Origin of the sequence: Pseudorhodoferax soli (assembly GCF_003337555.1) — a bacterium.
Classification (GTDB): Bacteria; Pseudomonadota; Gammaproteobacteria; order Burkholderiales; family Burkholderiaceae_C; genus Pseudorhodoferax; species Pseudorhodoferax soli.
Map to the genome: position 1 here is coordinate 424,292 of NZ_QPJK01000003.1, position 22,515 is coordinate 446,806.

Annotated in this window: 20 protein-coding genes; 4 read left to right on the forward strand and 16 right to left on the reverse strand. The window is 70.6% G+C overall.

Annotation, left to right across the window (positions count from 1 at the left end; translation table 11 throughout):
- Position 1: 1 nt before the first annotated feature.
- The 4 genes from DES41_RS13625 to DES41_RS37760 all read right to left on the reverse strand — a co-directional run bounded on the left by DES41_RS13625 (position 2) and on the right by DES41_RS37760 (position 4,277).
- Positions 2-979, reverse strand: a complete 978-nt coding sequence (locus tag DES41_RS13625; RefSeq protein ID WP_114468184.1) for a Bug family tripartite tricarboxylate transporter substrate binding protein — start codon at positions 977-979, stop codon at positions 2-4.
- 112 nt (positions 980-1,091) lie between these two features.
- Positions 1,092-1,976, reverse strand: a complete 885-nt coding sequence (locus tag DES41_RS13630) for a LysR family transcriptional regulator (protein WP_114468185.1) — start codon at positions 1,974-1,976, stop codon at positions 1,092-1,094.
- Positions 1,977-1,980: 4 nt separating this feature from the next.
- Entirely contained in the window at positions 1,981-3,270 is a 1,290-nt protein-coding gene (locus DES41_RS13635; RefSeq protein ID WP_211332971.1) for a solute carrier family 23 protein, read from the reverse strand.
- A gap of 116 nt (positions 3,271-3,386) precedes the next feature.
- A complete protein-coding gene (locus tag DES41_RS37760) occupies positions 3,387-4,277 on the reverse strand; it encodes a universal stress protein (RefSeq protein WP_170168176.1) in 891 nt (296 codons plus the stop codon).
- A gap of 240 nt (positions 4,278-4,517) precedes the next feature.
- Here DES41_RS37760 and DES41_RS13650 point away from each other — a divergent pair, with 240 nt between their 5' ends.
- Positions 4,518-5,393 (forward strand): EamA family transporter, encoded by an 876-nt coding sequence (locus DES41_RS13650; protein ID WP_114468188.1) that lies wholly within the window; start codon positions 4,518-4,520, stop codon positions 5,391-5,393.
- Here DES41_RS13650 and DES41_RS13655 read toward each other — a convergent pair.
- The 3 genes from DES41_RS13655 to DES41_RS13665 are packed head-to-tail and all read right to left on the reverse strand — an operon-like array spanning position 5,377 to position 9,998.
- Positions 5,377-7,224: an esterase/lipase family protein gene (locus DES41_RS13655; protein ID WP_114468189.1), complete on the reverse strand. Its 1,848-nt coding sequence runs from the start codon at positions 7,222-7,224 to the stop codon at positions 5,377-5,379. The two genes, DES41_RS13650 and DES41_RS13655, sit on opposite strands and share 17 nt — an antisense overlap.
- Entirely contained in the window at positions 7,224-8,228 is a 1,005-nt protein-coding gene (locus DES41_RS13660) for an Lnb N-terminal periplasmic domain-containing protein (protein WP_114468190.1), read from the reverse strand. Before DES41_RS13660 ends, DES41_RS13655 begins: the two co-directional genes overlap by 1 nt.
- Positions 8,229-8,279: 51 nt before the next feature.
- Positions 8,280-9,998, reverse strand: a complete 1,719-nt coding sequence (locus DES41_RS13665; RefSeq protein WP_114468191.1) for a Na+/H+ antiporter — start codon at positions 9,996-9,998, stop codon at positions 8,280-8,282.
- 164 nt (positions 9,999-10,162) lie between these two features.
- Between DES41_RS13665 and DES41_RS13670 the strand changes: the two genes are divergently transcribed.
- Positions 10,163-11,341 carry an acetate/propionate family kinase gene (locus DES41_RS13670; protein ID WP_114468192.1) on the forward strand — a complete coding sequence of 393 codons (1,179 nt, stop codon included), beginning with the start codon at positions 10,163-10,165 and terminating at the stop codon, positions 11,339-11,341.
- A gap of 42 nt (positions 11,342-11,383) precedes the next feature.
- Here DES41_RS13670 and DES41_RS13675 read toward each other — a convergent pair whose 3' ends face one another.
- The 6 genes from DES41_RS13675 to DES41_RS13700 form a co-directional block, all read right to left on the reverse strand.
- The gene (locus tag DES41_RS13675; RefSeq protein WP_114468193.1) at positions 11,384-12,709 is read right to left on the reverse strand and encodes an NAD(P)/FAD-dependent oxidoreductase; all 1,326 of its coding nucleotides are present in this window, start codon (positions 12,707-12,709) and stop codon (positions 11,384-11,386) included.
- A 64-nt stretch (positions 12,710-12,773) separates the two neighbouring features.
- Positions 12,774-14,972 carry a putative bifunctional diguanylate cyclase/phosphodiesterase gene (locus DES41_RS13680; protein WP_245965690.1) on the reverse strand — a complete coding sequence of 733 codons (2,199 nt, stop codon included), beginning with the start codon at positions 14,970-14,972 and terminating at the stop codon, positions 12,774-12,776.
- A 1-nt stretch (position 14,973) separates the two neighbouring features.
- Positions 14,974-15,708, reverse strand: a complete 735-nt coding sequence (locus DES41_RS13685) for a GGDEF domain-containing protein (RefSeq protein WP_114468195.1) — start codon at positions 15,706-15,708, stop codon at positions 14,974-14,976.
- Positions 15,709-16,098, reverse strand: a complete 390-nt coding sequence (locus DES41_RS13690; RefSeq protein ID WP_114468196.1) for a DUF1987 domain-containing protein — start codon at positions 16,096-16,098, stop codon at positions 15,709-15,711.
- A gap of 28 nt (positions 16,099-16,126) precedes the next feature.
- Positions 16,127-16,690: a SiaB family protein kinase gene (locus DES41_RS13695; RefSeq protein ID WP_114468197.1), complete on the reverse strand. Its 564-nt coding sequence runs from the start codon at positions 16,688-16,690 to the stop codon at positions 16,127-16,129.
- Positions 16,691-16,698: 8 nt separating this feature from the next.
- Positions 16,699-17,931, reverse strand: a complete 1,233-nt coding sequence (locus DES41_RS13700; RefSeq protein WP_114468198.1) for a SpoIIE family protein phosphatase — start codon at positions 17,929-17,931, stop codon at positions 16,699-16,701.
- Positions 17,932-18,118: 187 nt separating this feature from the next.
- Here DES41_RS13700 and DES41_RS13705 point away from each other — a divergent pair, with 187 nt between their 5' ends.
- Together DES41_RS13705 and DES41_RS37765 are read left to right on the forward strand one after the other, a co-directional pair.
- Positions 18,119-19,282, forward strand: a complete 1,164-nt coding sequence (locus tag DES41_RS13705; RefSeq protein WP_114468420.1) for an AAA family ATPase — start codon at positions 18,119-18,121, stop codon at positions 19,280-19,282.
- A gap of 158 nt (positions 19,283-19,440) precedes the next feature.
- Positions 19,441-19,866: a hypothetical protein gene (locus DES41_RS37765; RefSeq protein WP_211332972.1), complete on the forward strand. Its 426-nt coding sequence runs from the start codon at positions 19,441-19,443 to the stop codon at positions 19,864-19,866.
- 84 nt (positions 19,867-19,950) lie between these two features.
- On the opposite strand, the gene DES41_RS13710 is transcribed toward DES41_RS37765, so the two are convergent.
- From DES41_RS13710 to otnK, 3 genes are all read right to left on the reverse strand, one after another.
- Positions 19,951-20,475, reverse strand: a complete 525-nt coding sequence (locus DES41_RS13710) for an OmpA family protein (RefSeq protein WP_114468199.1) — start codon at positions 20,473-20,475, stop codon at positions 19,951-19,953.
- Between the two features lie 61 nt (positions 20,476-20,536).
- On the reverse strand, positions 20,537-21,196 hold the full coding sequence (locus tag DES41_RS13715; RefSeq protein WP_114468421.1) for a class II aldolase/adducin family protein: 660 nt from the start codon (positions 21,194-21,196) through the stop codon (positions 20,537-20,539).
- Positions 21,197-21,204: 8 nt separating this feature from the next.
- Positions 21,205-22,497 carry a 3-oxo-tetronate kinase gene (otnK, locus tag DES41_RS13720; RefSeq protein ID WP_114468200.1) on the reverse strand — a complete coding sequence of 431 codons (1,293 nt, stop codon included), beginning with the start codon at positions 22,495-22,497 and terminating at the stop codon, positions 21,205-21,207.
- Positions 22,498-22,515 lie beyond the last annotated feature (18 nt).

Sequence of the window (22,515 nt, forward strand, 5' to 3'; positions counted from 1 at the left end):
GTCAGCCTTCTTCCGTGATCTTGGCGGTGCGCACCACATCGCCCCATTTCTTGAACTCGCTGGCCATGAAGCCGGCGAACTTGTCGACGGAGCCGCCGCCGTCCTCGACGCCGAAGCCGTCGAAGCGCGCCACCACGTCGGGCATGGCCAGCACCTTGTTGATGTCGGCGTTGATCTGCGCGGCCAGGTCCCTGGACATCTCCTTGGGGCCGACAACGCCGTACCAGCTGGACACGTCGAAGCCCTTGAAACCCTGCTCGTCCATGGTCGCGAGTTCCGGGAAGCCCTTGGCGCGCTTGACGCGGGTCTGCACGATGGCGGCGGTCTTCTTCGCCTTGATTTGCGCCGTGGCCGCCGTCATGGTGTCGAAGCTGTAGTCGATCTGCCCGCCGATCAAATCGGTCTGCAGCGGGCCCGAGCCCTTATAGGGCACGTGGATGCTCTGCACGCCCGCGGCCGTGTTGAACATCGCCGCGCACAGGTGCTGCACCGAGCCCGTGCCCGACGAGCCGAAGCTGATCTTGCCGGGGCTCTTGCGGCATTCCTCCACCACCTCGCGCACCGTGGTCGCGCCCTGCCGGTTCGCACTGGTCACCAGGATGTGCGGCGTGGCGCCCACCATGGCGATGGGCGCAAAGTCCTTGAGCGGGTCGTAGCTGATGGCCTTGAAGATGTGCGGCCCGATGGCATGCGTGTTGACATGCGCCATCAGCAGGTTGAGCCCGTCGGTGAAGCGCGTCTGCGCGAAGAAGCCGGCCGCCAGCGCGCCGGTGGCGCCAGGCTTGTTCTCGATGATCACGCTGCGGCCCCACAGCTCGGACAGCTTCTGGCCGACGATGCGCGCGAACACGTCGGTGCCGCCGCCGGGTGCCCAGCCGACGTAGATCTTGACGATGCCCTTGGGCAGTTCGGTAGTGGCCTGGGCCCAGGGGGCGGACAGCACAGCCATGCTGCCCGCGATGAAGTGTCGGCGTCTCATGCGCGGTCTCCTCGTTGGTGGTGGCGCTACTGTTGCGTAGCGCCCCGAGGCCGGCAATGGCGTGCAGGACATGCCTGGATTCGCGATCCGCGAAACCGGCAGGCCGCCAACGCTAGGGCGTCAGCAGCTGGGCCACCACGTTGCGCAGCGTCTGCTCCTGCGCATTGCCCTCGACGCAGGACAGCACGTAGCTGCGCCGGTGCCAGTCGCCTTCGAGCTCCGCCGTGCCCAGCGCGTCCTCGGGGTGGAAGCTGCGCAGCACCTCGGGCGGCATCAGGCCCACGCCCAGGCCGTGGCGCACCAGGGCCAGCATGGTGTCGAAGCCGCTGGCCGAGAAGTCGTTGGGAAACGCCCGCCCACGGCTGCGGTAGGCGCGCTGCACCGCCGCCAGCACGGCGGAGCCCTTGCCCAGGCTGACGATGGGCAGCTCCAGTAGTGCATCCAGCCCGAGCGGCCCGGCCCCGAAGGCGAAATGCCGCCGGCTGTAGACCAGCACCAGCCGGTCCTGCCGGTAGTCCGATTTGGGCAGGTCCAGGAAGCCGCTGCTCTTCTCGTAGATGCCGACGTCGATCACGCGGTCGCGCAGCAGCTGCTGCACGATCTTGCTGTTCTCCTCCAGCACCTTGAGCGTGATCTGCGGGTAGGCAACGCGCAGCCGCGCGATGTCGGCCGCGAGGAACTGGATGATCGCGGCCTTGGGTGCGCCGATGATGATGCGCCCGTCGCGCCCATGGCCCAGCGCCTGGGCATCGCCTGCGAGCCGGTCGATCAGGTTGTCGATCTGGCGGATGTGGCCCAGGAGGCGCTCACCCGCCTCGGTCACCTTCACGCCATGCGGCTGGCGCTTGAAGAGCCTGGTGCCGAGCTGCGATTCCAGGTCGGTCAGGCGGCGCGAGGCGGCCGCCACCGCCAGGTTCAGCCTGTCGGCCGCACGCGAGATGCTGCCTTCCTCGGCGACCATGAGGACCAGCTGCACCGTGGTGGAATCGAGCTTCATGCGCTCAGCGCGCGCCCTCGCGTTCGCGCAGCAGGTGGTAGAGCACGATGGCGCCGAAGGTCGCGGTGCCGATGCCGCCCATCTTGAAGCCCGCGATCGACAGCGTGAGGTCCCCTGCCCCGGCCGTCAGCGCCACGCCGGCCGTGATCAGGTTGCGCGGGCGCGAGAAGTCGACCTTGCTCTGCACCCAGATGCGCCCGCCCGTGGCCGCGATGAGGCCGAACACCACCAGCGCCAGGCCGCCGATCACCGGCACCGGCAAGGTCAGGATCAGCGCGCCGAACTTGGGCGAGAAGCCCAGCGCCAGCGCCACCAGCGCGGCCACCACGAAGACCAGCGTGGAGTAGATCCGCGTGACCGCCATCACGCCCATGTTCTCGGCGTAGGTGGTCACGCCGGTGCCGCCGCCGGCGCCCGAGACCATGGTGGCGATGCCGTCGGCCATGAAGGCGCGGCCCATCAGCGGGTCGAAGTTGCGGCCCGTCATGGCCGCCAGTCCCTTCACGTGGCCCAGGTTCTCGGCCACCAGGATCACGGCCACCGGCGCGATCAGCAGCATGGCCGTGCCATCGAACACCGGCGGGCTGAACCTGGGCAGGCCGATCCAGGCGGCCTGGCCCACGCCCGAGAAGTCGATCGGCTTGGCCCAGCCCAGGCCGTTGGCGGCAATCCAGTACAGGGCATAGCCGCACAGCGCGCCGAGCAGGATCGGCAGCCGCCCGGCCACGCCATGGCTGCGCACCGCGATGAGGCCCACGGACAAGGCCGTCAGCATGCCGATGCCCGTCTCCACCGGCGTGGCGCCGAGCATCTTGACCGCCACCGGCGCCAGGTTCAGGCCGATGGCCGCCACCACGGTGCCGGTCACGATGGGCGGCATGAGCCGCTCGATCCAGCCCGTGCCGGCCACCTGCACGACCAGGCCGATGAGGAAATAGACCAGCCCGCAGGCGATGATGCCGCCCAGCGCCACGCCGATGTTGGCGTTGGCGTTGGCGCCGCTGCCTGCGTAGCCCGTGGCTGCGATCACCACGCCGATGAAGGCGAAGCTCGAGCCCAGGTAGCTCGGCAGCCGCCCGCCCGTCATCAGGAAGAAGATCAGCGTGCCGATGCCGGAGAAGAAGATCGCCGTGTTGGGGTCGAAGCCCATCAGGATGGGCGCCAGCGCCGTCGAGCCGAACATGGCCACCACGTGCTGCACGCCCATGGCGATGGTCTGGGCCGTGGGCAGGCGTTCGTCGGGGGCGACTTCGCCGCCGGTCTTCAGGGTCCAGTGCGGGAACAGGCTGGCCATGCAGATCTCCTTGTTGTCGTTGGTGAGAGGGTCGCGCGCAGGCCGCCGCCTGGCGTGCGCGGGCGCCATTGTGGGGCAGCGGGAAACCGGCCGCGGGTGCGGCGCCTTGGCGCGCTTCAGCCGCCCGCGGGCCTGGGCGGCACCACGAGCACGTCGCTCTCGGCCAGCTCCAGCACACGCTCGGCCACGCTGCCCAGCAACAGGCCGGTGAGGCCGGAACGGCGCTGCGTGCCCAGCACCACGAGCTCGCCCAGGTGCTCGGCGCCATGCTCGCGCAGCAGCAGGCCAGGGTCGCCATAGGCCAGGCGCAGCGTGGTGCGCGCGCGCACCTCGGGCGGCAGCGGCGTGGCGTCCAGGAACAGGCGCGCCTGCTCCTCGGCCACGGCGCGGCCGGCCTGGCGCGCCTGCTCCACATCCATGCCGGACAGCAGCGGATACGGGTTGCCGAAGGCGTGGAACAGCGTGAAGCTGGCCTGCGGGAACAGCGCCACGGCGGTCTGCAGCGCATGGCGCGCGTGCTCGGAGAAATCGCTGGTCACCAGCACCTGGCTGTAGGCGGCCCGGGCGCGCTCGCGCACCACGAGCAGCGGCACGGGGGCGCGGCGCGCCAGCGCCTCCACGGTCGAGCCCAGCAGCACGCGCGCGAGCGCCTCGTGGCGTGCCACGCCGGTCACGATGAGGCCACAGCGCTCGGCCTGGGCCACGGCCAGCACGGTGCTGGTCAGTTCGCCCTGCTCCACATGCACGATGGGCGGCACGGTCGCGTCGGCCAGGTCGGCACGCAACCGGCGCTCGGCCTGGCGGCGTGCGGCACGCTGTGCCACGGCGTCGGACGACAGCGCCAGCACCGGGTGCAGGACCAGGCCCGCACTGGGCGGCACCACGGTGAGCGCCACGAGCGGCACGCGCCATTCGCGCGCCAGCAGCAACGATCGGTCGAGGGCGCGGTCGCTGCGCGGGCTCAGGTCGGTGGCCAGCAGCACGCTGCGGCGCATGGCTTCGGTCATGTGGTGTTCCTCTCGGTTCGTCCGTGGCCGCCGCACCGGCCCCGTCGCAGACGGTCCGGCACCGGCGGCCAGATGATGGCCATGGTACGGGCCACGGGCAGGCATGGGGACCGCGCGGCGTTGGCGCATGATCGGCCGGCAGACCATGCCCCTCAGACAAGACAAGCCCGCACCCAGGCGCGCGCAACAGCCGCCTGGACCCGTCGTCCTGCCCACCGCCACCAGTCCGCAGGAGGCGCCATGAGCGTGCTGAGCCTGTCCATGGTCGTCCTGGCGGCTTTGATCCACGCCACCTGGAACCTGCTGGCCAAGCGCGCCGCCCATGCCGGCACGGCCTTCGTGGCCGCCAGCACGCTGGTGGCCTGTTCGGCCTACCTCCCCTGGGTGCTGTGGCATCTCACGCACGGCGGCATGCCGCTGAACGGCCCGGTCATGGCCTGCATCGTGGCCAGCGGCCTGCTGCACCTCGTCTACAGCATGTGCCTCCAGAAGGGCTACCGCGTGGCCGACCTGTCGGTGGTGTACCCGGTGGCACGCGCCACCGGGCCGCTGCTGTCATCCATCGGCGCCTTCGTGCTGCTGGGCGAGGCGCCCTCGGCGCACGGGTTGCTGGGCCTGGCGGCGATCGTGCTGGGCATCGGTTTGATCTGCACCGACGGCCGGCTGGCGATGTTCCGCCAGCCGCGCGCGCTGGCTGGCGTGCGCTGGGGCGGCGCCACGGGCGCGCTGATCGCCGGCTACACCGTGGTCGATGCCTACGGCGTGAAGGTGCTGGGCGTGGGGCCGGTGGTGCTGGACTGGTGTTCCAACCTGGTCCGGCTGTGCGTCCTGGCGCCCTGGATGCTGCGCAACCGCGGCCCCGCGCTGGCCGCCATGCGCGGGCACTGGTGGCTGGCGGTGGCCGTGGGCCTGCTCTCGCCGCTCTCCTACATCCTGGTGCTGGCTGCGCTGGAGATGGGGGCGCCGCTCAGCGTGGTGGCGCCCACGCGCGAGATGTCGATGATGGTGGGCGCGCTGTTCGGCCTGCTGATCCTGCGCGAGCGCGTCGGCCCGGGCAGGGCCGCGGGCTGCGTGCTGGTGGTGCTGGGCGTGCTGCTGCTCAGCGGGGCGTGGTGAGCGACTCGCGCAGGATGCGCCGGATCTCCAGGATCGCCAGCGGATGCTCCTGCACGCTGTGCTCGGACGGCAGCACGCGCTCCGAGGCGGCGCCCGCCAGGTGCGCGCTGGCATAGGGCACGATGCCGTCGCTGGCTTCGGCGCGTGGCAGCGCCATGTCGGCCTGGCCGAGGATGGAGTGGTAGCGAACGCGCGGGCTGATCGGCAGGTTGGCGGCGGCCTGCACGAAAGGGTCGCTGTCGCGCAGGTTGTCGATGCTGTTGGGGATGCGCTGCGGCCCCGGATCCTTGCCGTCTGGCCCCGGGCGGCCGAACAGGCCCGTCACGTCGCCGATCTGCTCCAGCATGGCCAGCGGCAAGGTCACGAAGTTGGCGATGCGGCGCGCCAGCCGGCTGCCGGCGAACGGCGTGCCGCGGTGCGGGGCGGCGATGAAGACCGCCTCGCTGACCTGCGGCAGCGGCTCGAAGGAAAAGAACGGCGCCAGGTGCTCATGTGCCTCGCGCGCCGCCGGTTCGGCCGGCAACAGCGACCACAGGCGCTCGCCCGCCGACGACACCAGCAAGCGCGCCAGCACGCCGCCCATGCTGTGGCCGACCAGCACCATGTTCTGCGAGGCCACGGCCTGGCCGCTCGGATCGAAGTGCGCCAGCGTCTGCAGCAAGGCCTCGCGGATGGCCTTCTGGTTCAGCGCCAGCGGCGCATTGCTCGGGTAGTAGACCTGCCAGATCTGGTAGCCCTGCCGCAGCACTTCGTCGCCCATCACTTCGTTGGCCACGTTGATCCAGGCCTCCGGGCTGCTGGCCAGGCCGTGCAGCATGACGATGGTGCGGCGCTTGGGGTCGTAGGGCTGCATGAGCTCGATGCGCGGGCGCACGATGCCATCCGACAGGCCGAAGAGCGTGCGCAGCGACTGCGTGGCAAAGCCCGCGCGCGCCAGCCACAGGCCGTAGCCGGCCGTGAAGTTGGCGGCCAGCGGCACGCGCTCGCCCGCCAGCGGCGCCTGCACGCTGCGGTAGGGGTCGTACAGCATCAGTTGCACCGCGCGGCCGGCCAGCACGTCGGGCAGCGTGCTGCCTTCGAAGCGCAGCAAGGCCGTGATCGCCGGAAAGCGCGTGGTGTCGAACGGCCGGGCCGGGTCGGCATCCCCGGGCGGGGGCAGCACGGCCACGAGTTCGGCGCCGAAGCCGTCGCGCCGGTAGCTGTTGCGCAGGCCCGTGAAGCGAAGCGACGAGGCCGGCAGCAGTTCGTCGGGCATGGGCGAATCCGGCGGCAGGGCCAGATCATCGGCATGGCTGTCGATGCGCCAGCCGCCCAGGGCCAGCGTCTCGCCGCGCTGCGCGGCCGGTGTGGCGCTGTAGACCTTGAACAGCCGTGTCACGGTCTGCTGCACGGCGTAGTTGTAGTAGTCGCGCACCTGGGTCTGGCGGTCTTCGAAGGCCCGCTCGCCAGGCCGGCGCGCCGTGAAGAACAGGTAGGCGTAGGCATGGCGCGCGGTTTCCAGCCAGGCGTCCAGCACGATCTCGTCGGCGGCCAGGGCATTGTCGGCGGCCAGGGCGTTCTCCAGCCAGAGCTCGGCCAGGGCCGACAGCCGCTGCTCCTCGCTGATGCCGCCCGAGATGCCCAGCGCGCCCCGGCAGGCCACCGGCCGCTCGCGGCAGTCGGCGATGCCGACCACGCGCAGCACCTCCTGCGCGGTCTCGCTGAGCCGGCCCGTGGTCAGCACGTCGCCGCGGCGCTCGGCCAGGTACCTGGCCGGCGAGATCGAGGTGACCGTCACGCCGGCGCAGCCGGTCAGCAGCACCAGGGCCAGCAAGGCGGCCAGGCGGCGCATCACGGTGCGGCCTCCATGCCCGGCACGCCGCGGCGGATCGCAAGGGAAAACTGCGGATCTGCATCGGCCGCCCGGGCGCGTTCGGTGATGCGGCCGGCGCGGCGCAGCTCCTCCACCGCGTGGCCCGGCACCAGGCCGCCCACGCCCTGCAGGTACTCGGGCAGGTAGCCCGATGCCAGCAGCCGCCAGTCCAGCGGCAGGCCGCCGACGATGCGCCGCGCCATCTCGTAGACGATGGTGGTGCAGTTGGCGGTCAGCGTGCTGTAGAAGCGCGGCCGGCGGGCCAGGGCCTCGGCCTCGGCCAGGTAGGCCAGGAACAGCGCGCGCTGCGCCGCCGGCGCCAGCTGCACGCGGTACAGGTAGACGTCCTCGCCGCGCACATTGGTGCGCACGCGCAGGATGTCGCGCTCGTCGGCCGCCACCAGGCTCAGCTCGTACTGCTTGAAGAAGCCGGCGATGGCCGAGAAGGATTCGCCACGCTCCTTGCGGATCTCGATGGAAAAGGCGAGCTGCTCGATGCCGCCCTTGCCATCGTCGAAACCGAACGAGACCAGCGTGTGCGCGATGGCCGGGCCCATCCAGTAGGACAGCGCCATGTCCACCGTGCGCAGCCGGTCCAGGTCGATGCGCCGGGTCTCCCAGCGCTGGGTGTAGTCGGTGTCGCTGCGCCAGTCGAAGTGGCGCACGTTGGCAAGCGTCACCACGCTGCCCTCGACCTGCGCCTGCAGGTGCCGCGCCACGTCGTCGGCCCAGACGCGCTCGTCCGACGGCGCGATACGCACCCACCAGCCCAGCAGCAGCGCGAACGCCACGGCGTAGGCCAGCACGGGCCGGGCCGCGCCCTCGCGCCACAGCAGCACGATGGCGGCCAGCGCGAACAGCGCCCAGGCGCCGGCCACCACGCTGGCCCAGGGCGCGGGCAGCGGCAAGCGGTAGTGCAGCGCGGGCACGGCCCACAGGCTGGACAGCAGCAGCGCCAGGGTGCAGGCGGCGCGGCCCATCATCGGGTCTTCGGGTGCAGGTTCATGGTCGGGCCGGATTATCCGGGCGCCGGTTCAGCCGCCCTCGTGCCGGGCCGTGGCGCGGGCTGCGGCCTGGCGCGCCACTGCCAGGCGCTTGCGCAGCGAGATCTCGGACAGGTCCAGCTCGCCCACCAGCGCGCGCAGCGACTCGTCGTTGATGCGGTGGGCCTGACGTTCGGCGTACAGGGTGTTGCGCTCCACATGCAGCGCGTTCAGGCGCAACTCCATCTCCAGCAGGTAGCGCTGGCGGCGCTGGCGCACGGCCTCTGGCGATTCGGCCTGGGCCTCGGGGGTGGTCGGCAGGGCCGGGTCTTCCAGCAGGTCGATCCGCTTGCGGTAGTCCTGCGTGAGCCGGCCCACGGCCTCCTGCACCTGGGCCAGCCGCTCGGGGTCGGTGGTCGCCGGGGTCTTCCTGGCCATGTGGGCGATGGCGGCCTTGCAGGCCGCCACCCGGGCGTTGCGCTCCTCCTGCAGCGATGCCGGCTCGCCGGCCGGCGGCAGCCGGCGCAGCACCAGCGGCAGGCCCACGCTGCCGATCACCAGCGTGAACAGGATGGTGGCCGTGGCCAGGAAGACCAGGTGGTCGCGCGCGGGAAACGCCGCGCCGCCGGGCAGCAGCAGCGGCACCGACAGCGCACCGGCCAGCGTCACGGCGCCGCGGATGCCGGCCAGCGTGGTGGCCAGGGTCAGCAGCGGCGAGGGCTGCTCCGCCATGGAGCCGCGTTCGTGCGCGCGCCACAGGCTGCCCCGCACACCCAGCGTGAGCCAGATCCAGCGCAGCCCCAGCAACGCCAGCGTGATCAGCAGCGCCTCGCCGGAGGGCTGCCACCAGTCCTCGCCCGCGGCCGCCAGCGTGGTGCCCACGATGGAGGGCAGCTGCAGCCCCAGCAGCAGGAAGATGGCGCCGTTGAAGGCCGCCTCCACCATGGTCCAGATGCCCTCGGTCTGCATGCGCTCGGCCACGAACTCGCTGCGCCGCAGGTCGGCGAAATTGGTCGTCACGCCGGCCGCCACCGCGGCCAGGATGCCAGAGACGCCGATGTGCTCGCCCACCAGGTACGCCGCGAACGGCAGCAGCACCAGCAGCAGCACCATCTGCGTGGCGGCCACGTCGCCCACGCGCCGCGTGACGGTCTCGCGGCCCAGGGCGAAGGCCCAGCCCAGGCCGGCGCCCACGGAGAGACCGCCCAGCGCCACCCACAGGAACTCCTTGCCGGCGTCGGCCCACGAGAAGGCGCCCGTCAGCGTGGCCGCCACGGCGAACTTGAGCGCCACCAGGCCCGAGGCGTCGTTCAGCAGCGATTCGCCTTCCAGCACATGCATGGTCTTGGCCGGCATGCCCAGGTTGCGCGTGATGGCCGAGACCGCCACCGCGTCGGTCGGCGAGATGACGGCGGCCAGTGCGAAGGCCACCGTGAGCGGCATCTCCGGGATCATCCAGTGGATCAGGTAACCGAGCCCGACCACGGTGAACAGCACCAGGCCCAGCGCCAGCCGCAGGATCGGCCGGTGCAGCGCGAAGAACTCGCGCTTGGGGATGCGCCAGCCGTCGGCGAACAGCAGCGGCGGGATGAACAGCAGCAGGAACAAATCGGGATCGAAGGCGATGTGCAGCCCCTGCCGGGGCCAGGACAGCGCCGCGCCGAGCGCGATCTGGATCAAGGGCAGCGGAATGGCGCGCAGGTAGCGCGCCGCGATGCCGGTCATGGCTCCGAGCAGGAGCACCAGCAGCACGGTTTCGACGGTATGCATGTGAAGAGGCGGACCCAGGGGCGGCGGTGACCCGCCGGTGCCATTCTCGCCGCCGCCGTGCACGGGCCGGGGCGTGCCCTCGCGTGGCGGGCAGAATGCCAGCAGCCCACCGGGGCTGGCGGCGCATGCGTGCAACGCCGGCCCGGCCTTTGCGGAGCACCTCCATGACATCCTTCACCGTCGTGCTGAACTGCGGCTCGTCGAGCATCAAGTTCGCACTCTTCGACGCCGCCGCGCCGGACCGCCATCCCGCCTGGAACGGCAAGGTCCAGGGCATCGGCGGCCCGGCGCCCGACTTCGGCGCCAGCACCGTGCCGGTGGGCCCCCTCGCGCTGGGCACGGAGCAGCCCTACACCCGGGCGCTGCAGCGCATCCGCGAGGAAATCCTGCGCTGGCTGGATGGCCGGCCCGTGGCCGCCGTGGCCCACCGTGTGGTGCACGGCGGCGCCCGCTACCAGGCCCCGGTGCGCGTGGACGCCCAGGTGCTGGCCGAGCTCAAGGCCCTGGTGCCGCTGGCGCCGCTGCACCAGCCGTTCGCGCTGGAGGCCATGGAGATCCTGCTGCGCGAGCAGCCCGACCTGCCCCAGGTGGCCTGCTTCGACACGGCCTTCCACCGCAGCCTGCCGCTGGTGGAGCAGGTGCTGCCCCTGCCCTACGCGGCCTTCGAGCGCGGCCTGCGCCGCTACGGCTTCCACGGGCTGTCGTACGAGTACATGGCGCTCGCGTTGGACGAGCGCTTCGGCGCCGGTGCACGCGGCCGCACCGTGGTCGCCCACCTGGGCAGCGGTGCCAGCCTGTGCGGCATGCTGGACCTGAAGAGCGTGGCGACCACCATGGGCTTCTCCGCGCTGGACGGCCTCATGATGGGCACGCGCACCGGCGCGCTGGATCCCGGCGCCGTGCTCTACCTCATGGAGATCGAGAAGCTCACGCTGCAGCAGGTGGGCCGGGTGCTGTACCACGAGTCGGGCCTGCTGGGCGTCTCGGGCATTTCGGCCGATCCGCGCGAGCTGCTGGCCTGCGAGGCCGACGCGCCGCGCGCCGCGCTGGCACTGGCCCTGTACGTTCGCCGCGCGGTGCGCGAGATCGGCTCCATGGCCGCCGCGCTCGGCGGGCTGGACCTGCTGGTCTTCACGGCCGGCGTCGGCGAGCACAGCGTGGTGCTGCGCCAGCGCATCTGCGCCGCGCTGGGCTGGCTGGGCGTGGCGCTGGACGACGCGGCCAACGCACGCCATGCCGGGCTGATCTCGGCCCCCGCCAGCGCGGTGCGCGTGGCGGTGGTGCCGACCAACGAGGAGTGGATCGCGGCGCGCCATGCCCAGGAGGTGCTGGCCCCCCTCTGACCGGCTGCACGCAATGGCCGCTGCCGGACGGCCGGCGCCGGCTCAGTCCAGGCGGATCGGCGGGCGCACGCGCGCCTGGATGCGGTCGACCAGCCACAGCAGGCCGCCGCGCCAGAAGCCGTGCAGCCGCGCCTGGTGGCTGCGGTACAGCATGGCGTGGCTCAGCTGCGCAAGCCGGCCGCGGATGATGCCGCCGTCGAAGAAGCCGAACCGGCCCAGCGAGCCGAAGGCGTCGTAGTCGGCCAGCGAGACCAGCGCGCCGAAATCGCGGAAGCGGAACGGCGGCACCGTGCGGCCCGCCGCCAGCACGTCGGGCAGGTAGCGCACCAGGTGGCGGGCCTGCTGGTGCGCGACCTGCGCGGTGGGCGGAAGCGGCCGTTCGCTGCCCGGCAAGGTCAGGCTGGCGCAGTCGCCGACGGCATAGATGGCCTCGTCGCGCGTGGTCTGCAGCGAGGGGCGGACCAGCAGCTGCTGGCTGCGGCTGGTTTCCAGTCCGTCCAGCGTGGCCAGCACCGCAGGCCCCTTGACGCCTGCCGCCCAGACCTGCAGCGTGGCCGCCAGCAGGCTGCCGTCCGCCAGCTCCAGGCCCTCGGCACGCGCGGCCTTGACCTGGGTGCCGGTGCGCACGCGCACGCCCAGGGACTGCAGGCGCTGCTGCGTGGCGGCCGAGATGTCCTGCGGGAACGCGGCCAGCAGCCGCGGCCCGGCCTCCAGCAGCGTGATGGTGAGCCGCTCCGCCAGGCCGCTTGCGCCATAGGCCTCGGCGGTCTCGGTCAGCTGCACGAGTTCGGCCGCCAGCTCCACGCCCGTGGCGCCGCCGCCCACGATGGCGATGGACAGGGGCTGCGCCATGGCCACGCACTGCAGCATGCGCAGGCGTACTTCGCGGCAGAAGGCGTCGGCCTGCAGCCGCGAATCGATGGCATGGCAATGCGCGGCCACGCCCGGCGTGCCGAAGTCGTTGGCCTGGCTGCCCAAGGCCAGCACCAGCAGTTCGTAGGGGAGTTCGCGCGCCGGCACCAGCAAGCGGCCGTCCTCGGCGTGCAGCGGCGCCACCTGCACCACGCGGCGCGCGCGGTCCAGGCCGCTCAAGGCGCCCGGCTGGTAGACGAAGCCCGCATCGCGCGCCTGCGCCACGTAGGTGGTCTGCTGCTGGGCGATGTCGCGCGTGCCGGCCGCGATGGTGTGCAGCATGGGCTTCCAGACATGGGCCGCGTCGCGGTCCAGCAGCGTGACCGTGGGCGCGCCGGGCCGGTTGCGCCAGCGCCGCCCGAGCACCGTGGCGATCTCCAGCCCCGCGACGCCGCCGCCGACCACCAGCAGCCGCGCGCCCGGCGTCTCGCGCGTTCCGAATCCTGCATCGACCATCCAACGATTACAGCACCGCGACCCCGGCAGGCCGCGAGAATCTCGGCCGGCGCAGGGGCATGGCTCAGGCCAGGGCCGGGCAGCGCAGCCAGTCCAGCAAGGCACTGCGCTCCATCGGTGCGGCGATGTAGAAACCTTGCCCTTCGTGGCAGCCCATGTCCACCAGCGCCTGCCAGGTGGCCGCGTCCTCGATGCCCTCGGCCAGCACCTGCAGGCCCAGCTTGCGGCCCAGCTGCGTGACGGTCTCGGCGATGCGCGCGCCCTGGGCCTCGCGCAGCTGGCGCACGAAGCCGCGGTCGATCTTGATGCGGTCCAGCGGCAGCCGCTCCAGGTAGCTCAGCGAGGAGTAGCCGGTGCCGAAGTCGTCGATCGCGATCGTGATGCCCTCGGCGCGCAGCGCCGACAGCGTGGACTCCAGCAGCTGCGTGGGCAGCACGGCCACCGATTCGGTGATCTCCAGTTCCAGGTGGTGGCCCTGCAGGCCGTTGGCGGCCAGCGCGCCGCGCACGGTCTCGAAGAAGCCGGGGTCGCGCAGCTGCGCGACCGAGACGTTGACCGCCATGTGCCGCGGCGCGCAGCCCAGGTCGAGCATCTCGCGCATGGTGGCGCAGGCCGTGGCCAGCACCCACTGGCCCAGCGGCACGATCAGCCCGGAGTGCTCGGCCACGGGAATGAACCGGTCCGGCGGGATCAGCCGGCCGTCCTCGGTGCGCCAGCGCAGCAGCGCCTCCAGGCCCACCAGCGCCTGGGTGCGCAGCTCGCGCTGCGGCTGGTAGACCAGGTACAGCCGCGCATCGTCGATGGCGGCGCGCAGCTCGGACAGCAGCAACGCGCGGTCGCGCGCCTCGGCCCCCATCTGCTCGGCGTAGCGCAGGTCCTGGCCGCGGTGGTCGCGCTTGGCGCGCTTGAGCGCGATGGTGGCGTCCTTGACCAGGTCGGCACCGGCCTGCGCCACCGGGGGCAGCAGCACGTGGCCGCAGGTCAGCATGACCTTGTGTGGCACGCCGTCCACCAGCACCGGCTGGCGCACGCATTCCAGCAGGCGCTGCGGCACCACCTGGTCGGTCGTGCCGAGTGCGCCGAAGGTGTCCGGGCCCACGCGCGCCAGCAGCACGCCAGGCGGCACGGCCTCGGCCAGCCGCCGCGCCACGGCCGCCAGCAGGCGGTCGCCGAAGCGGTGGCCCATCACGTCGTTGGCAGCGCTGAAGTCGTCGATGTCCAGCAGCGCCAGGATGTGGTTGCGCACGCCGCGGCGCGCGCAGGCGTCCACCTTCTCGATGAAATGCGCGCGGTTGGGCAGGCCGACCAGGGTGTCGAAGTAGGCCGAACGGTGCAGCCTCTCGAGCAGGCCGCGGTTGTGCCGCAGCGTGCGCAGGTTGGTGCAGAACACGTCCAGCAGCTGGCGGTCGGCCGTGCTGCGCAGGCGCGGCGCCTGGACGTAGACGGCCATGTCCTGCCCGTCGCGGCGGCCCAGGTAGAGCGCCACGCCGCCCTGCTCGCCATAGACGTTGCCGCCCTGCACCAGCGCGCGCCGCAGCAGCTGCACGGCGCGGCTGGCGGGCAGGCCCTCCAGTGCCTGGCCGGCCAGGCCGGCGAAGCGGCCGGCCGCGGCCAGCACCTGGCCCGTGCCGCTGGCGGCAGCGCCGGCATCGCGCAGGCAGACCAGGCCTTCTTCTGGAACATCCAGCACCGCAGCCAGCTGCGTGACCACGGCGCCGGCGAAGGCATGCAGGTTGGTCTGCTCCAGCAGCGCGGTGCCGGACTGCACGATGCGCTCCAGGCTGCGCCGGCTGGCTTCGGTGTTGCACAGCTGCTCGTAGGCGCGCAGCGCCGCCGCCACGGTCGCCTGCAGGCGCGCCGGCGCAAGTTCTGCCTTGCTGCGGCAGTCGGCGATGTCGTGGCGCAGCAGCTGCTCCAGCGCCGGATCGGGCTGCTCGGTGCGCAGCACGACGCGCGTGTGCCGCAGGGCCAGGCCTTCGCGCAGGAACTCCACGAGGCCGAAGTCGGTGTGCGGCGGCGCGTCCACGCCCAGCAGCAGCACGGCCAGGTCGCGCTCCTGGCGCAGGACGGCGCGGGCCTGCGCTTCGGTGCGCGCCTGCAACAGCGTCACGGCGGCGCCGAACAGCACCAGGCCCTGCAGCCCGGCCTGGGCGGCGGCGTGCACGTCTTCGTCGCCGTCGACCACGAGCACGCGCCACTCGCGCGCCGCAGCCGCGGCCTGGATCGCGCCGGGCCAGGCCGGCGCTGATGCGAGTCCAGGCATGTCAATCGTGGAGTTGCAGGTCGCCGCTGGCATGCGCCACGCAGTTGCGCCCGCCCCGCTTGGCGGCGTAGAGCGCCTCGTCGGCCTGGCCGTAGGCCGCATCGAAGCTGGCACCGCGGGCCAGGCAGCTGACGCCGAAGCTGGCCGTCACGCGGCTGCCGTCGGGCAGGCCGAAGGCATGGGACTCGATGGCGCGGCGGGCACGCTGGGCCACGGCCTCGGCGGCCTCGGGGTCGTCGCGCGGCAGCAGCAGCGTGAACTCCTCGCCGCCGACGCGCCCGAGCAGGCCTTGCGCCGGTAGCGCCTGTTTCAGGCAGGCCACCACGCCCAGGATGACCTTGTCGCCCATGGGATGGCCGAAGCTGTCGTTGACGCGCTTGAAATGGTCGATGTCCAGCACGATCAGCGTGAGGCCGCCGCGCGCGAACAGCTGGTTCACGCGCTCGATGATGGCGGCGCGGTTCAGCACGCCGGTCAGCGGATCGTGCGTGGCGCGGTACTGCAGTTCGCCGGCCAGGTCCTGCAGGCGCTGGTTCAGCTGGGTCATCTCCAGCTCGGCGCGGTCGCTGCGGCGCACCAGCCGGCGTGTCTCGCGCAGCAGGCGCTCGTAGGCGGCGAGCAGCTCGCCCAGCGCCGCGTGCGCGCCGTCCGGGCCGCCGGCATGGGCCGCGCGCGCGGCCAGCAGCGCGCGGTGTTCGGCCTCGAACAGGTCGGGCGCCTCGCCGAGCGCGTCCATTCAGGCGGGCCCCACGGGATGGCTGGTGAAGGCGATGGCGGGGAAGTCGTCGCGCAGTTCCTCGCCGAACTCGAGGATGGTGTCGTCCTCGGCGTCGTGGTACCAGTGCAGCGCCACCTGGTTGCCGGCCTCCACGGCATCGTCCAGCGCCTCGATCAGGTTGAACAGCATCTTGGTGCTGGAACTGTTGAAGTAGGCCAGTGCGATGTGCACGGCGATCTGGCGCCCGTCCTGCTCTGCCAGGTAGGCCTTCAGTTGCGCGACGACCTGGCCGTAGAAGGCGGCGGCGTTCTCGGGATAGGACTCGCCGCGCAGGTGCAACTGGTGCTGGTCGAAGCGGAAGTCCACCTCGGGCGAGCTGGGCGTCGGGGCGATGTAGAAGTTGTCCATGCGTGATCTCGTGTCTGTTCGCAGCTTCTCAGATGGCCGCCTTGAGGTAGAAGACCGGCACGCCGCCGGCCGCGTCGAAGTCGAACTGCAGCGGTTCGCGCGCATCGCGTGCGACCGTCAACAGGCCGATGCCCGCGCCCTTGCTGCCCTCGGGCGTCTCCTCGCGCAGCGTCTTGCGGTAGGCCAGCTTGATTTCGTCCAGCGTCATGCTGCGCAGCGCCTCGAGCTTGCCGCGCAGCTCCTCGGCGATGCGGGCCTCGACCGGGTTGGCGCACAGCAGCAGGAAGCTGCCGTCGTTCTCGCGCCGGATGCAGACCGCGCCGTGGCGCACTTCGCCCTCGCGCTGGGTCGGCGAGGTCAGCGCGTCGGCCGAGTAGTGCACGATGTTCTGCGCCATCTCGATGAAGCAGGAGAACAGCTTGCGCCGCGTCGGCCCGGCCACGCCGGTGACTTCCAGCTGCAGCTTCACCGCGTCGGCCATGGCCGCCACGATGTGCTGCGAGAAGTAGCCCATGTAGTAGAAGATGACCTGGTGCTCGCGCGCCAGGTGGAAGAAGGAGCCGTACTTGTCGGCGATGGCGTTGGCGGGCATGGCGGCTTTCAGGCGGTGAAGCTGAAGAAGGTCAGGTCGTCGCGGCGGTGGTGTTCGCCCTGCCAGGCGCGCAGCGCCTCGAGCACCGCGGCGTTGACGGCCGCGGGCGTGCGGGTGGGCGCGCCGGCCACGGCTTCGCGCACGCGCTTCTTGCCCAGGGCGATCGCGCGCGGGCCGCCCACCTGGTCGATCAGGCCATCGGTGGTGATGAACACCAGGCTGCCAGCCTCGAGCGCGATTGCGTGGTTGTGCCAGGCGTATCCGGCCTCGCTGTCCACATAGCCCACGCCCTTGCGCTGGCCTTCGACCAGTTCCACCTCGCAGGCGCCCGGGCGCAGCACGAACAACGCCAGCCGCGCCCCTGCGAACACCAGGTGGCGCTGCGCGGGTTCGTACCAGAAGAAGGCCGCGTCCATGCCATCGTCCGAGCCCGGCGTGGCGTCCTCGCCGCCCTGCTGGCCCAGCGTCTGCTTGATGCTGCGGTTGACGGCGCCGAGCAGCAGCGCCGGGTCGCGCGGGCCGTGCTGCTCCAGCGCCTGTGTCAGCGCGCTCGAGGCGATCAGCGTCATGAACGCCCCGGGCACGCCGTGGCCGGTGCAATCGGCCACGGCGCCGAACCAGCCGCCCTCGCCTTCGCTGAACTGGTAGAAGTCGCCGCCCACCACGTCGCGCGGCTCCCAGACGAGGTCGGCCGAAGGGCAAACGCGCGCCAGCGCCTCGCGCGAGCTGCGCAGCGTGGACTGCTGGATCACGCTCGCGTACTCGATGCTGTGCATGATCTGGCGGTTGCGCGAGGCCTGCATGTCCGCCACCACGCGCATGAGCTGCAGCCCGTTGCCCACGCCCAGGAAGGCGCCGCCCTCGGTGATGATGAAGCCGTCGGACAGCGCCTTCTCACCATGCTCCACGGTCTTGAAGGTCAGCGTGTCGATGTCCATCGCGGACTCGACGATGAGCGGCTCCTTGTCCATGAAGGCGATGCAGCTCTTGCGCCCGTACAGCTCCATGCGGAACTGCTTGCTCATCTGCGACAGGAAGATGCTGCGGTTGATGAGGCCGATCGGCCGGCCCCCCTCCACCACCGGCAGGCTGACCAGGTCGCGGTGCCGGTTAAACATCTCCATGACCTTCTCGTTGGTCTCGTCGGTGGTCATGGCCGGCACCGCCGTGCACAGGTCGGCGGCACTGGGCTGGCGAAAGCGTGGGCGGGAATCGGTCAGGTACTCGGCAGCAGCGGACATGGACAGCGCATCCTCAAATGTGAGGAAATGTTATGAACGCTGCATGTCATCTTCATGACGCAGTGGGTCGATAGACGAAGCTGTGGCCGCCCAGACTCAGCCTTTGAAGCGCGGCCCAAATGCCCGTGCTTATGATCAACGACATCGACGGCCCGTTCAGCTGGCCTGTCACCAATGGAGAATGGCTGTGCTGATCACCCGTTTGATCTTGAAAAACTGGCGCAACTTCCGCGATGCGGACATCTCGCTGTCTGCGCGCAGTTATGTGATCGGCGCGAATGCCGCTGGGAAGTCCAATCTCCTCGACGTGTTTCGGTTCCTTCGCACCATTGCGCAAGCAGATGGCGGCGGCTTGCAGAAGGCTCTGAAAGAGCGCGGAAATCTTGCCAAATTGCGCAGCTTGCATGCGCGCCGTGACCCCGAAGTCAGCATCGAGGTCGAACTTTCCGATGACCCAGGCGACACGGTCCCCCGTTGGCGCTACGCGCTTGCGTTCAAGTCCGAAGGAAAAGGGCAGCAACGTGTGCTGATCACCCGCGAGGAAGTGTTCCGGGATGGAAAACGGGTGCTGCAACGGCCAGACCGAGGCGATGACCTTGACCCGGTACGCCTGACGCAGACGCACTTGGAGCAGATCAACAACAACGCAGAGTTTCGAGGTCTGGCGGAATTCTTTTCTGCAACCACCTATTTGCACCTCGTTCCGCAATTGCTCAAGCACAGCGACGAGATCGCGGGCAGGTTGGTTGAAAGCGACCCTTTCGGCCAGGGTTTGTTGCAACGGATTGCCCGAACACCGGCGAAGACACAAGCGGCAAGGCTGGAACGTATCCGCAAGGCATTGGAAGTAGCAGTGCCCCAGTTCTCCGAGATGCGGTTTTCAAAGGATGAAGCCACCGGTGCACCCCATTTGGAAGCCCGCTTCCGACACTGGCGTGAGCACGGCGCCTGGCAGCGGGAGGACCAGTTTTCAGATGGCACCTTGCGTCTTATCGGCTTGCTGTGGTCGCTGCAGGAGGGCGACGGCATGCTGCTGCTGGAAGAACCGGAGCTTTCGCTGAACGACGCCATCGTCGAGTACATCCCTTTGATGATCGACCGGGTACTGCGCGGGCGCAAGAAGGGGGCGTTTCTGCGTCAGGTCGTGGTGAGTACGCACAGCGACAACCTGATCGGGGCAGTGCAGGATCCTAGTTCGGTGTTGTTGCTGGAGCCCGGCGCCAATGGCTCAGTCGCGCGAGCGCCTGATCGCGCGGAATTGGATGCGATGGAGGGCGGATTGAATCCCGCAGAGGTGCTGTTGCCGAAGACACGGCCCACGGGCGTGGAACAGATGGGTCTCTTCGTGTGACGCAGCTTTACGTGATCGGCGAGGACGCTCTATGTTGCGCCCTCGGTGAGCGTTTGACGCGGCGTGTGCTCGGGTGGACTCTGGCACAACCTCCAGTCGATGCAAAAGGCGTTACGAGGCTCCAGGGTAATCTTGGGCGCTATGCCGGCCTGGCGCACGTGCATCCGGTCCTGTGCGTGGCGGACGCTGATCACCATTGCCCTGTGGACTGGGTCCGGCGCTGGAAACCCAAGCACGCGTCGGAGAGATTTTTGCTACGACTAGCTGTAACGGAAGCTGAAAGTTGGCTGCTCGCCGATGCCGAGGGGCTGGCCGCGTTTCTGAAAATCCCCAAGGTGCGGGTCGCATCGCGCCCTGATGAACTGCGCGACCCAAAGCGTGAGGTCCTGCATCTTGCGAGCCAGTCGCGCGAGCAGTTGATTCGCCAAGAGGTGGTCTCGGCATTCGACCGCAGCAAGGCTGGAACAGGGTACAACGCCCATCTCTGCAACTTCGTTCGCCAGCACTGGGACCCGCTCCGCGCAATGTCGTGTTCTCCAAGTTTGGCTCGTGCAGTGCGAAGCTTGCAGTCCCTGGTGGGCTAGCCTTTAGCCCGCTACTCTTCGCTGACCACGCAGGTCCAAAAGAAAAGCCGGGCTATCGCCCGGCTCGAACCAATCAGGCAGGGCTCAGTCCACCAGGCGCAGCTCCACGCGGCGCGCTTCCTGGTCGGAACCGCTGCCGGTGGTCACCTCGGGCTTGCGCAGCGCGATGCGCGACTTGTCGACACCGGAGGCCACCAGCGCCGTGCGGACCGACAGTGCGCGCTGCTTGGCCAGCTCGGCATTCCTGGCGGCGTCGCCGCTCTCGTCGTGGAAGCCCGACAGCACGAGCTTGCGCGCGGGGGCAGCGGCCATGGCCTGGGCCACGGCGGCGATCAAGGGGGCGGCTTCGGCCGGCAGCGCGGACTCGGCGGTGCCGAAGTACAGCGTGGCGGCCAGGTCACCGGCCAGCGGGGCTTCGATCAGCACGATCTCTTCGACGACGACCACGGCCGCCGGTGCGGCCACCGCGGCAGCGGGTGCGGGCACGTCGATGCTCTGCAGCTGGCGCACCACCATGGCGCTGACCGTGCTGATGATCACCAGGGCCACGACGCCGAAGGTGATCCACAGACCCACGCGCTGCGTGTCGTCCTTGTCTTCTTGGTACATGCTCAGAATTCCTCGTCCGGGTTGGTTTGCAAACAGCCGGCGATTCTAGACGGGCGTGTATTCACCAACTGGCGCCGAACTGGCGCCGCAATTCGTCGATCTGCGCGTCTCCCAGCGGCCCGGGCCGGGTCAGCATCCAGAGCCGCGCCGTCTCTTCGAGTTCCTCCAGCGTGGCCATGGCTGCGGCCGGGCTGTCGTGCCAGACGTTCGGGCCGAGCCGCGCCAGCATCACCGCACGGACCGGCCGGCCTTCCTGCTGGTACCGGGCGATGGCTTCGGCCACGGCCTCGGCGGCCTCGGGCGCACCGGGGCGCCGGTAGCCGATGTGCGGCACGCGGCCGACCTTCATGACGAAATACGGCGTGATCGGCGGCAGCAGTTCGGCGGCCGCCTCGTCGCGCAGCGAACACGCCACGAGGTGGGTGCTGTGCGTGTGGATGATGCAGCGCGCCGGCTGCGTGGTGGCCGCGCTGGCCTCGTAGATGCGCCGGTGCAGCACGATGGTCTTGCTGGCGCGGTCGCCGGCCGTCTGCTGGCCCGCAGCGTCGAGCCGCGCCAGGCGCGCCGGATCGAGGAAGCCCAGGCAGGCGTCGGTCGGCGTGATCAGGTAGCCGTCGGCCAGCCGCACGCTGATGTTGCCGGCCGTGGCGTGCACGTAGCCGCGCGCGAACAGGCTGGCGCCCACGCGCACGATCTCGGCGCGCGCAGTCGCTTCGTCCAGGAACGCGCTCATAGCGTGCCGAAGGCCTTGGTGAAGAAGTCCGGCGTGCCGAAGTTGCCCGACTTGAGCGTGATGTGCAGCCCCTGCGGTGCGGCCGGGCTCAGTGCGTGGCACCAGGGCACGCCCGGATCGATCTGCGCGCCGATGCGCATCTGCGCGATCTCCAGCGCCTGCACGCAGGCGCCCGAAGTCTCGCCACCGGCCACGACCAGCTGGCGCACGCCCAGCTCGACCAGACCGCGCGCGATGGCGGCGATGGTCTCCTCGACCATGGCGCCGGCCTTCTCCACGCCCAGGCGGCCCTGGATGGCACGCACCGAAGACGGCTCGGCGGTGGAATAGACCAGCACCGGGCCCCCTTGCGGGTTCGCGAGCTGCTCCTTCGCCCAGGCCAGCGCCTCGCCGCGCACATCCGCCCCTTCGGCGATGCGCAGCGGATCGATGGCGAGCGCGGGCCGGCCCGTGGCGATGAATTCCGCCACCTGGCGGTTGGTGGCGACCGAGCAACTGCCCGAGACCACGGCCTGCAGGCCGCCGGCCGCCGGCAGCGCAGCGGCCTGCGAATCCGGTGCGATGCCGAAGTTCGCCGGCAGGCCGATGGCCACGCCCGAACCGGCCGTGACGAGCGGCATGCCCTTCAGGGCCTGGCCCAGGGTGACGAGGTCGGCATTGGCCAGCGCGTCGACGATGGCGATGCCCACCCCCTCGGCCCGCAGTGCCGCGAAGCGCGCCCGGACCGCGTCCGCGCCCTGGGCGATGGACTGGTAGTCCACCAGCCCGACCTGGTGCTGCGTCTGCGCCTGCAGCACGCGCACGAGGTTGGGGTCCCGCATGGGCGTCAGCGGATGGTCCTGCATGCCCGATTCGTTGAGCAACACATCGCCTGCGAACAGGTAGCCCTTGAACACGGTGCGCTTGTTGTCCGGGAAGGCCGGCGTGGCGACCGTGAAGTCGGTGCCGAGCGCCTGCATCAGCGCGTCTGTCACCGGGCCGATGTTGCCCTCGGGCGTGCTGTCGAAGGTCGAGCAGTACTTGAAGTAGATCTGCTCGGCGCCCTGCTCCTGCAACCACTTCAAGGCGGCCAGCGATTGCGCCACGGCCTCGGCCGGCGCGATGGTGCGGCTCTTGAGCGCGACGACCACGGCATCGGCCTGGGCATCCAGCGCAGCGCCCGGCACGCCGATGGTCTGCACCACGCGCATACCCGCGCGCACCAGGTTGTTGGCCAGGTCGGTCGCGCCCGTGAAGTCGTCGGCGATGCAGCCCAGCCGCACCCTGTTGCGTTCCGTCGAAATGCTCATCTTCTTGTCCAGTCGTCT

Bases quoted from the DNA above. Each gene is read 5' to 3' on its own strand.
- DES41_RS13685 (WP_114468195.1), bottom strand. From the start codon at position 15,708: ATGGACGCGCTCGGCGAGGCGCCCGACCTGTTCGAGGCCGAACACCGC.
- otnK (WP_114468200.1), bottom strand. From the start codon at position 22,497: ATGAGCATTTCGACGGAACGCAACAGGGTGCGGCTGGGCTGCATCGCC.
- DES41_RS13680 (WP_245965690.1), bottom strand. From the start codon at position 14,972: ATGCCTGGACTCGCATCAGCGCCGGCCTGGCCCGGCGCGATCCAGGCC.
- DES41_RS13630 (WP_114468185.1), bottom strand. From the start codon at position 1,976: ATGAAGCTCGATTCCACCACGGTGCAGCTGGTCCTCATGGTCGCCGAG.
- DES41_RS13625 (WP_114468184.1), bottom strand. From the start codon at position 979: ATGAGACGCCGACACTTCATCGCGGGCAGCATGGCTGTGCTGTCCGCC.
- DES41_RS13670 (WP_114468192.1), top strand. From the start codon at position 10,163: ATGACATCCTTCACCGTCGTGCTGAACTGCGGCTCGTCGAGCATCAAG.
- DES41_RS13650 (WP_114468188.1), top strand. From the start codon at position 4,518: ATGAGCGTGCTGAGCCTGTCCATGGTCGTCCTGGCGGCTTTGATCCAC.
- DES41_RS13690 (WP_114468196.1), bottom strand. From the start codon at position 16,098: ATGGACAACTTCTACATCGCCCCGACGCCCAGCTCGCCCGAGGTGGAC.
- DES41_RS13695 (WP_114468197.1), bottom strand. From the start codon at position 16,690: ATGCCCGCCAACGCCATCGCCGACAAGTACGGCTCCTTCTTCCACCTG.
- DES41_RS37760 (WP_170168176.1), bottom strand. From the start codon at position 4,277: ATGACCGAAGCCATGCGCCGCAGCGTGCTGCTGGCCACCGACCTGAGC.
- DES41_RS13700 (WP_114468198.1), bottom strand. From the start codon at position 17,931: ATGTCCGCTGCTGCCGAGTACCTGACCGATTCCCGCCCACGCTTTCGC.
- DES41_RS13675 (WP_114468193.1), bottom strand. From the start codon at position 12,709: ATGGTCGATGCAGGATTCGGAACGCGCGAGACGCCGGGCGCGCGGCTG.
- DES41_RS13635 (WP_211332971.1), bottom strand. From the start codon at position 3,270: ATGGCCAGCCTGTTCCCGCACTGGACCCTGAAGACCGGCGGCGAAGTC.
- DES41_RS13655 (WP_114468189.1), bottom strand. From the start codon at position 7,224: ATGCGCCGCCTGGCCGCCTTGCTGGCCCTGGTGCTGCTGACCGGCTGC.
- DES41_RS13660 (WP_114468190.1), bottom strand. From the start codon at position 8,228: ATGATGGGCCGCGCCGCCTGCACCCTGGCGCTGCTGCTGTCCAGCCTG.
- DES41_RS13665 (WP_114468191.1), bottom strand. From the start codon at position 9,998: ATGCATACCGTCGAAACCGTGCTGCTGGTGCTCCTGCTCGGAGCCATG.
- DES41_RS13710 (WP_114468199.1), bottom strand. From the start codon at position 20,475: ATGTACCAAGAAGACAAGGACGACACGCAGCGCGTGGGTCTGTGGATC.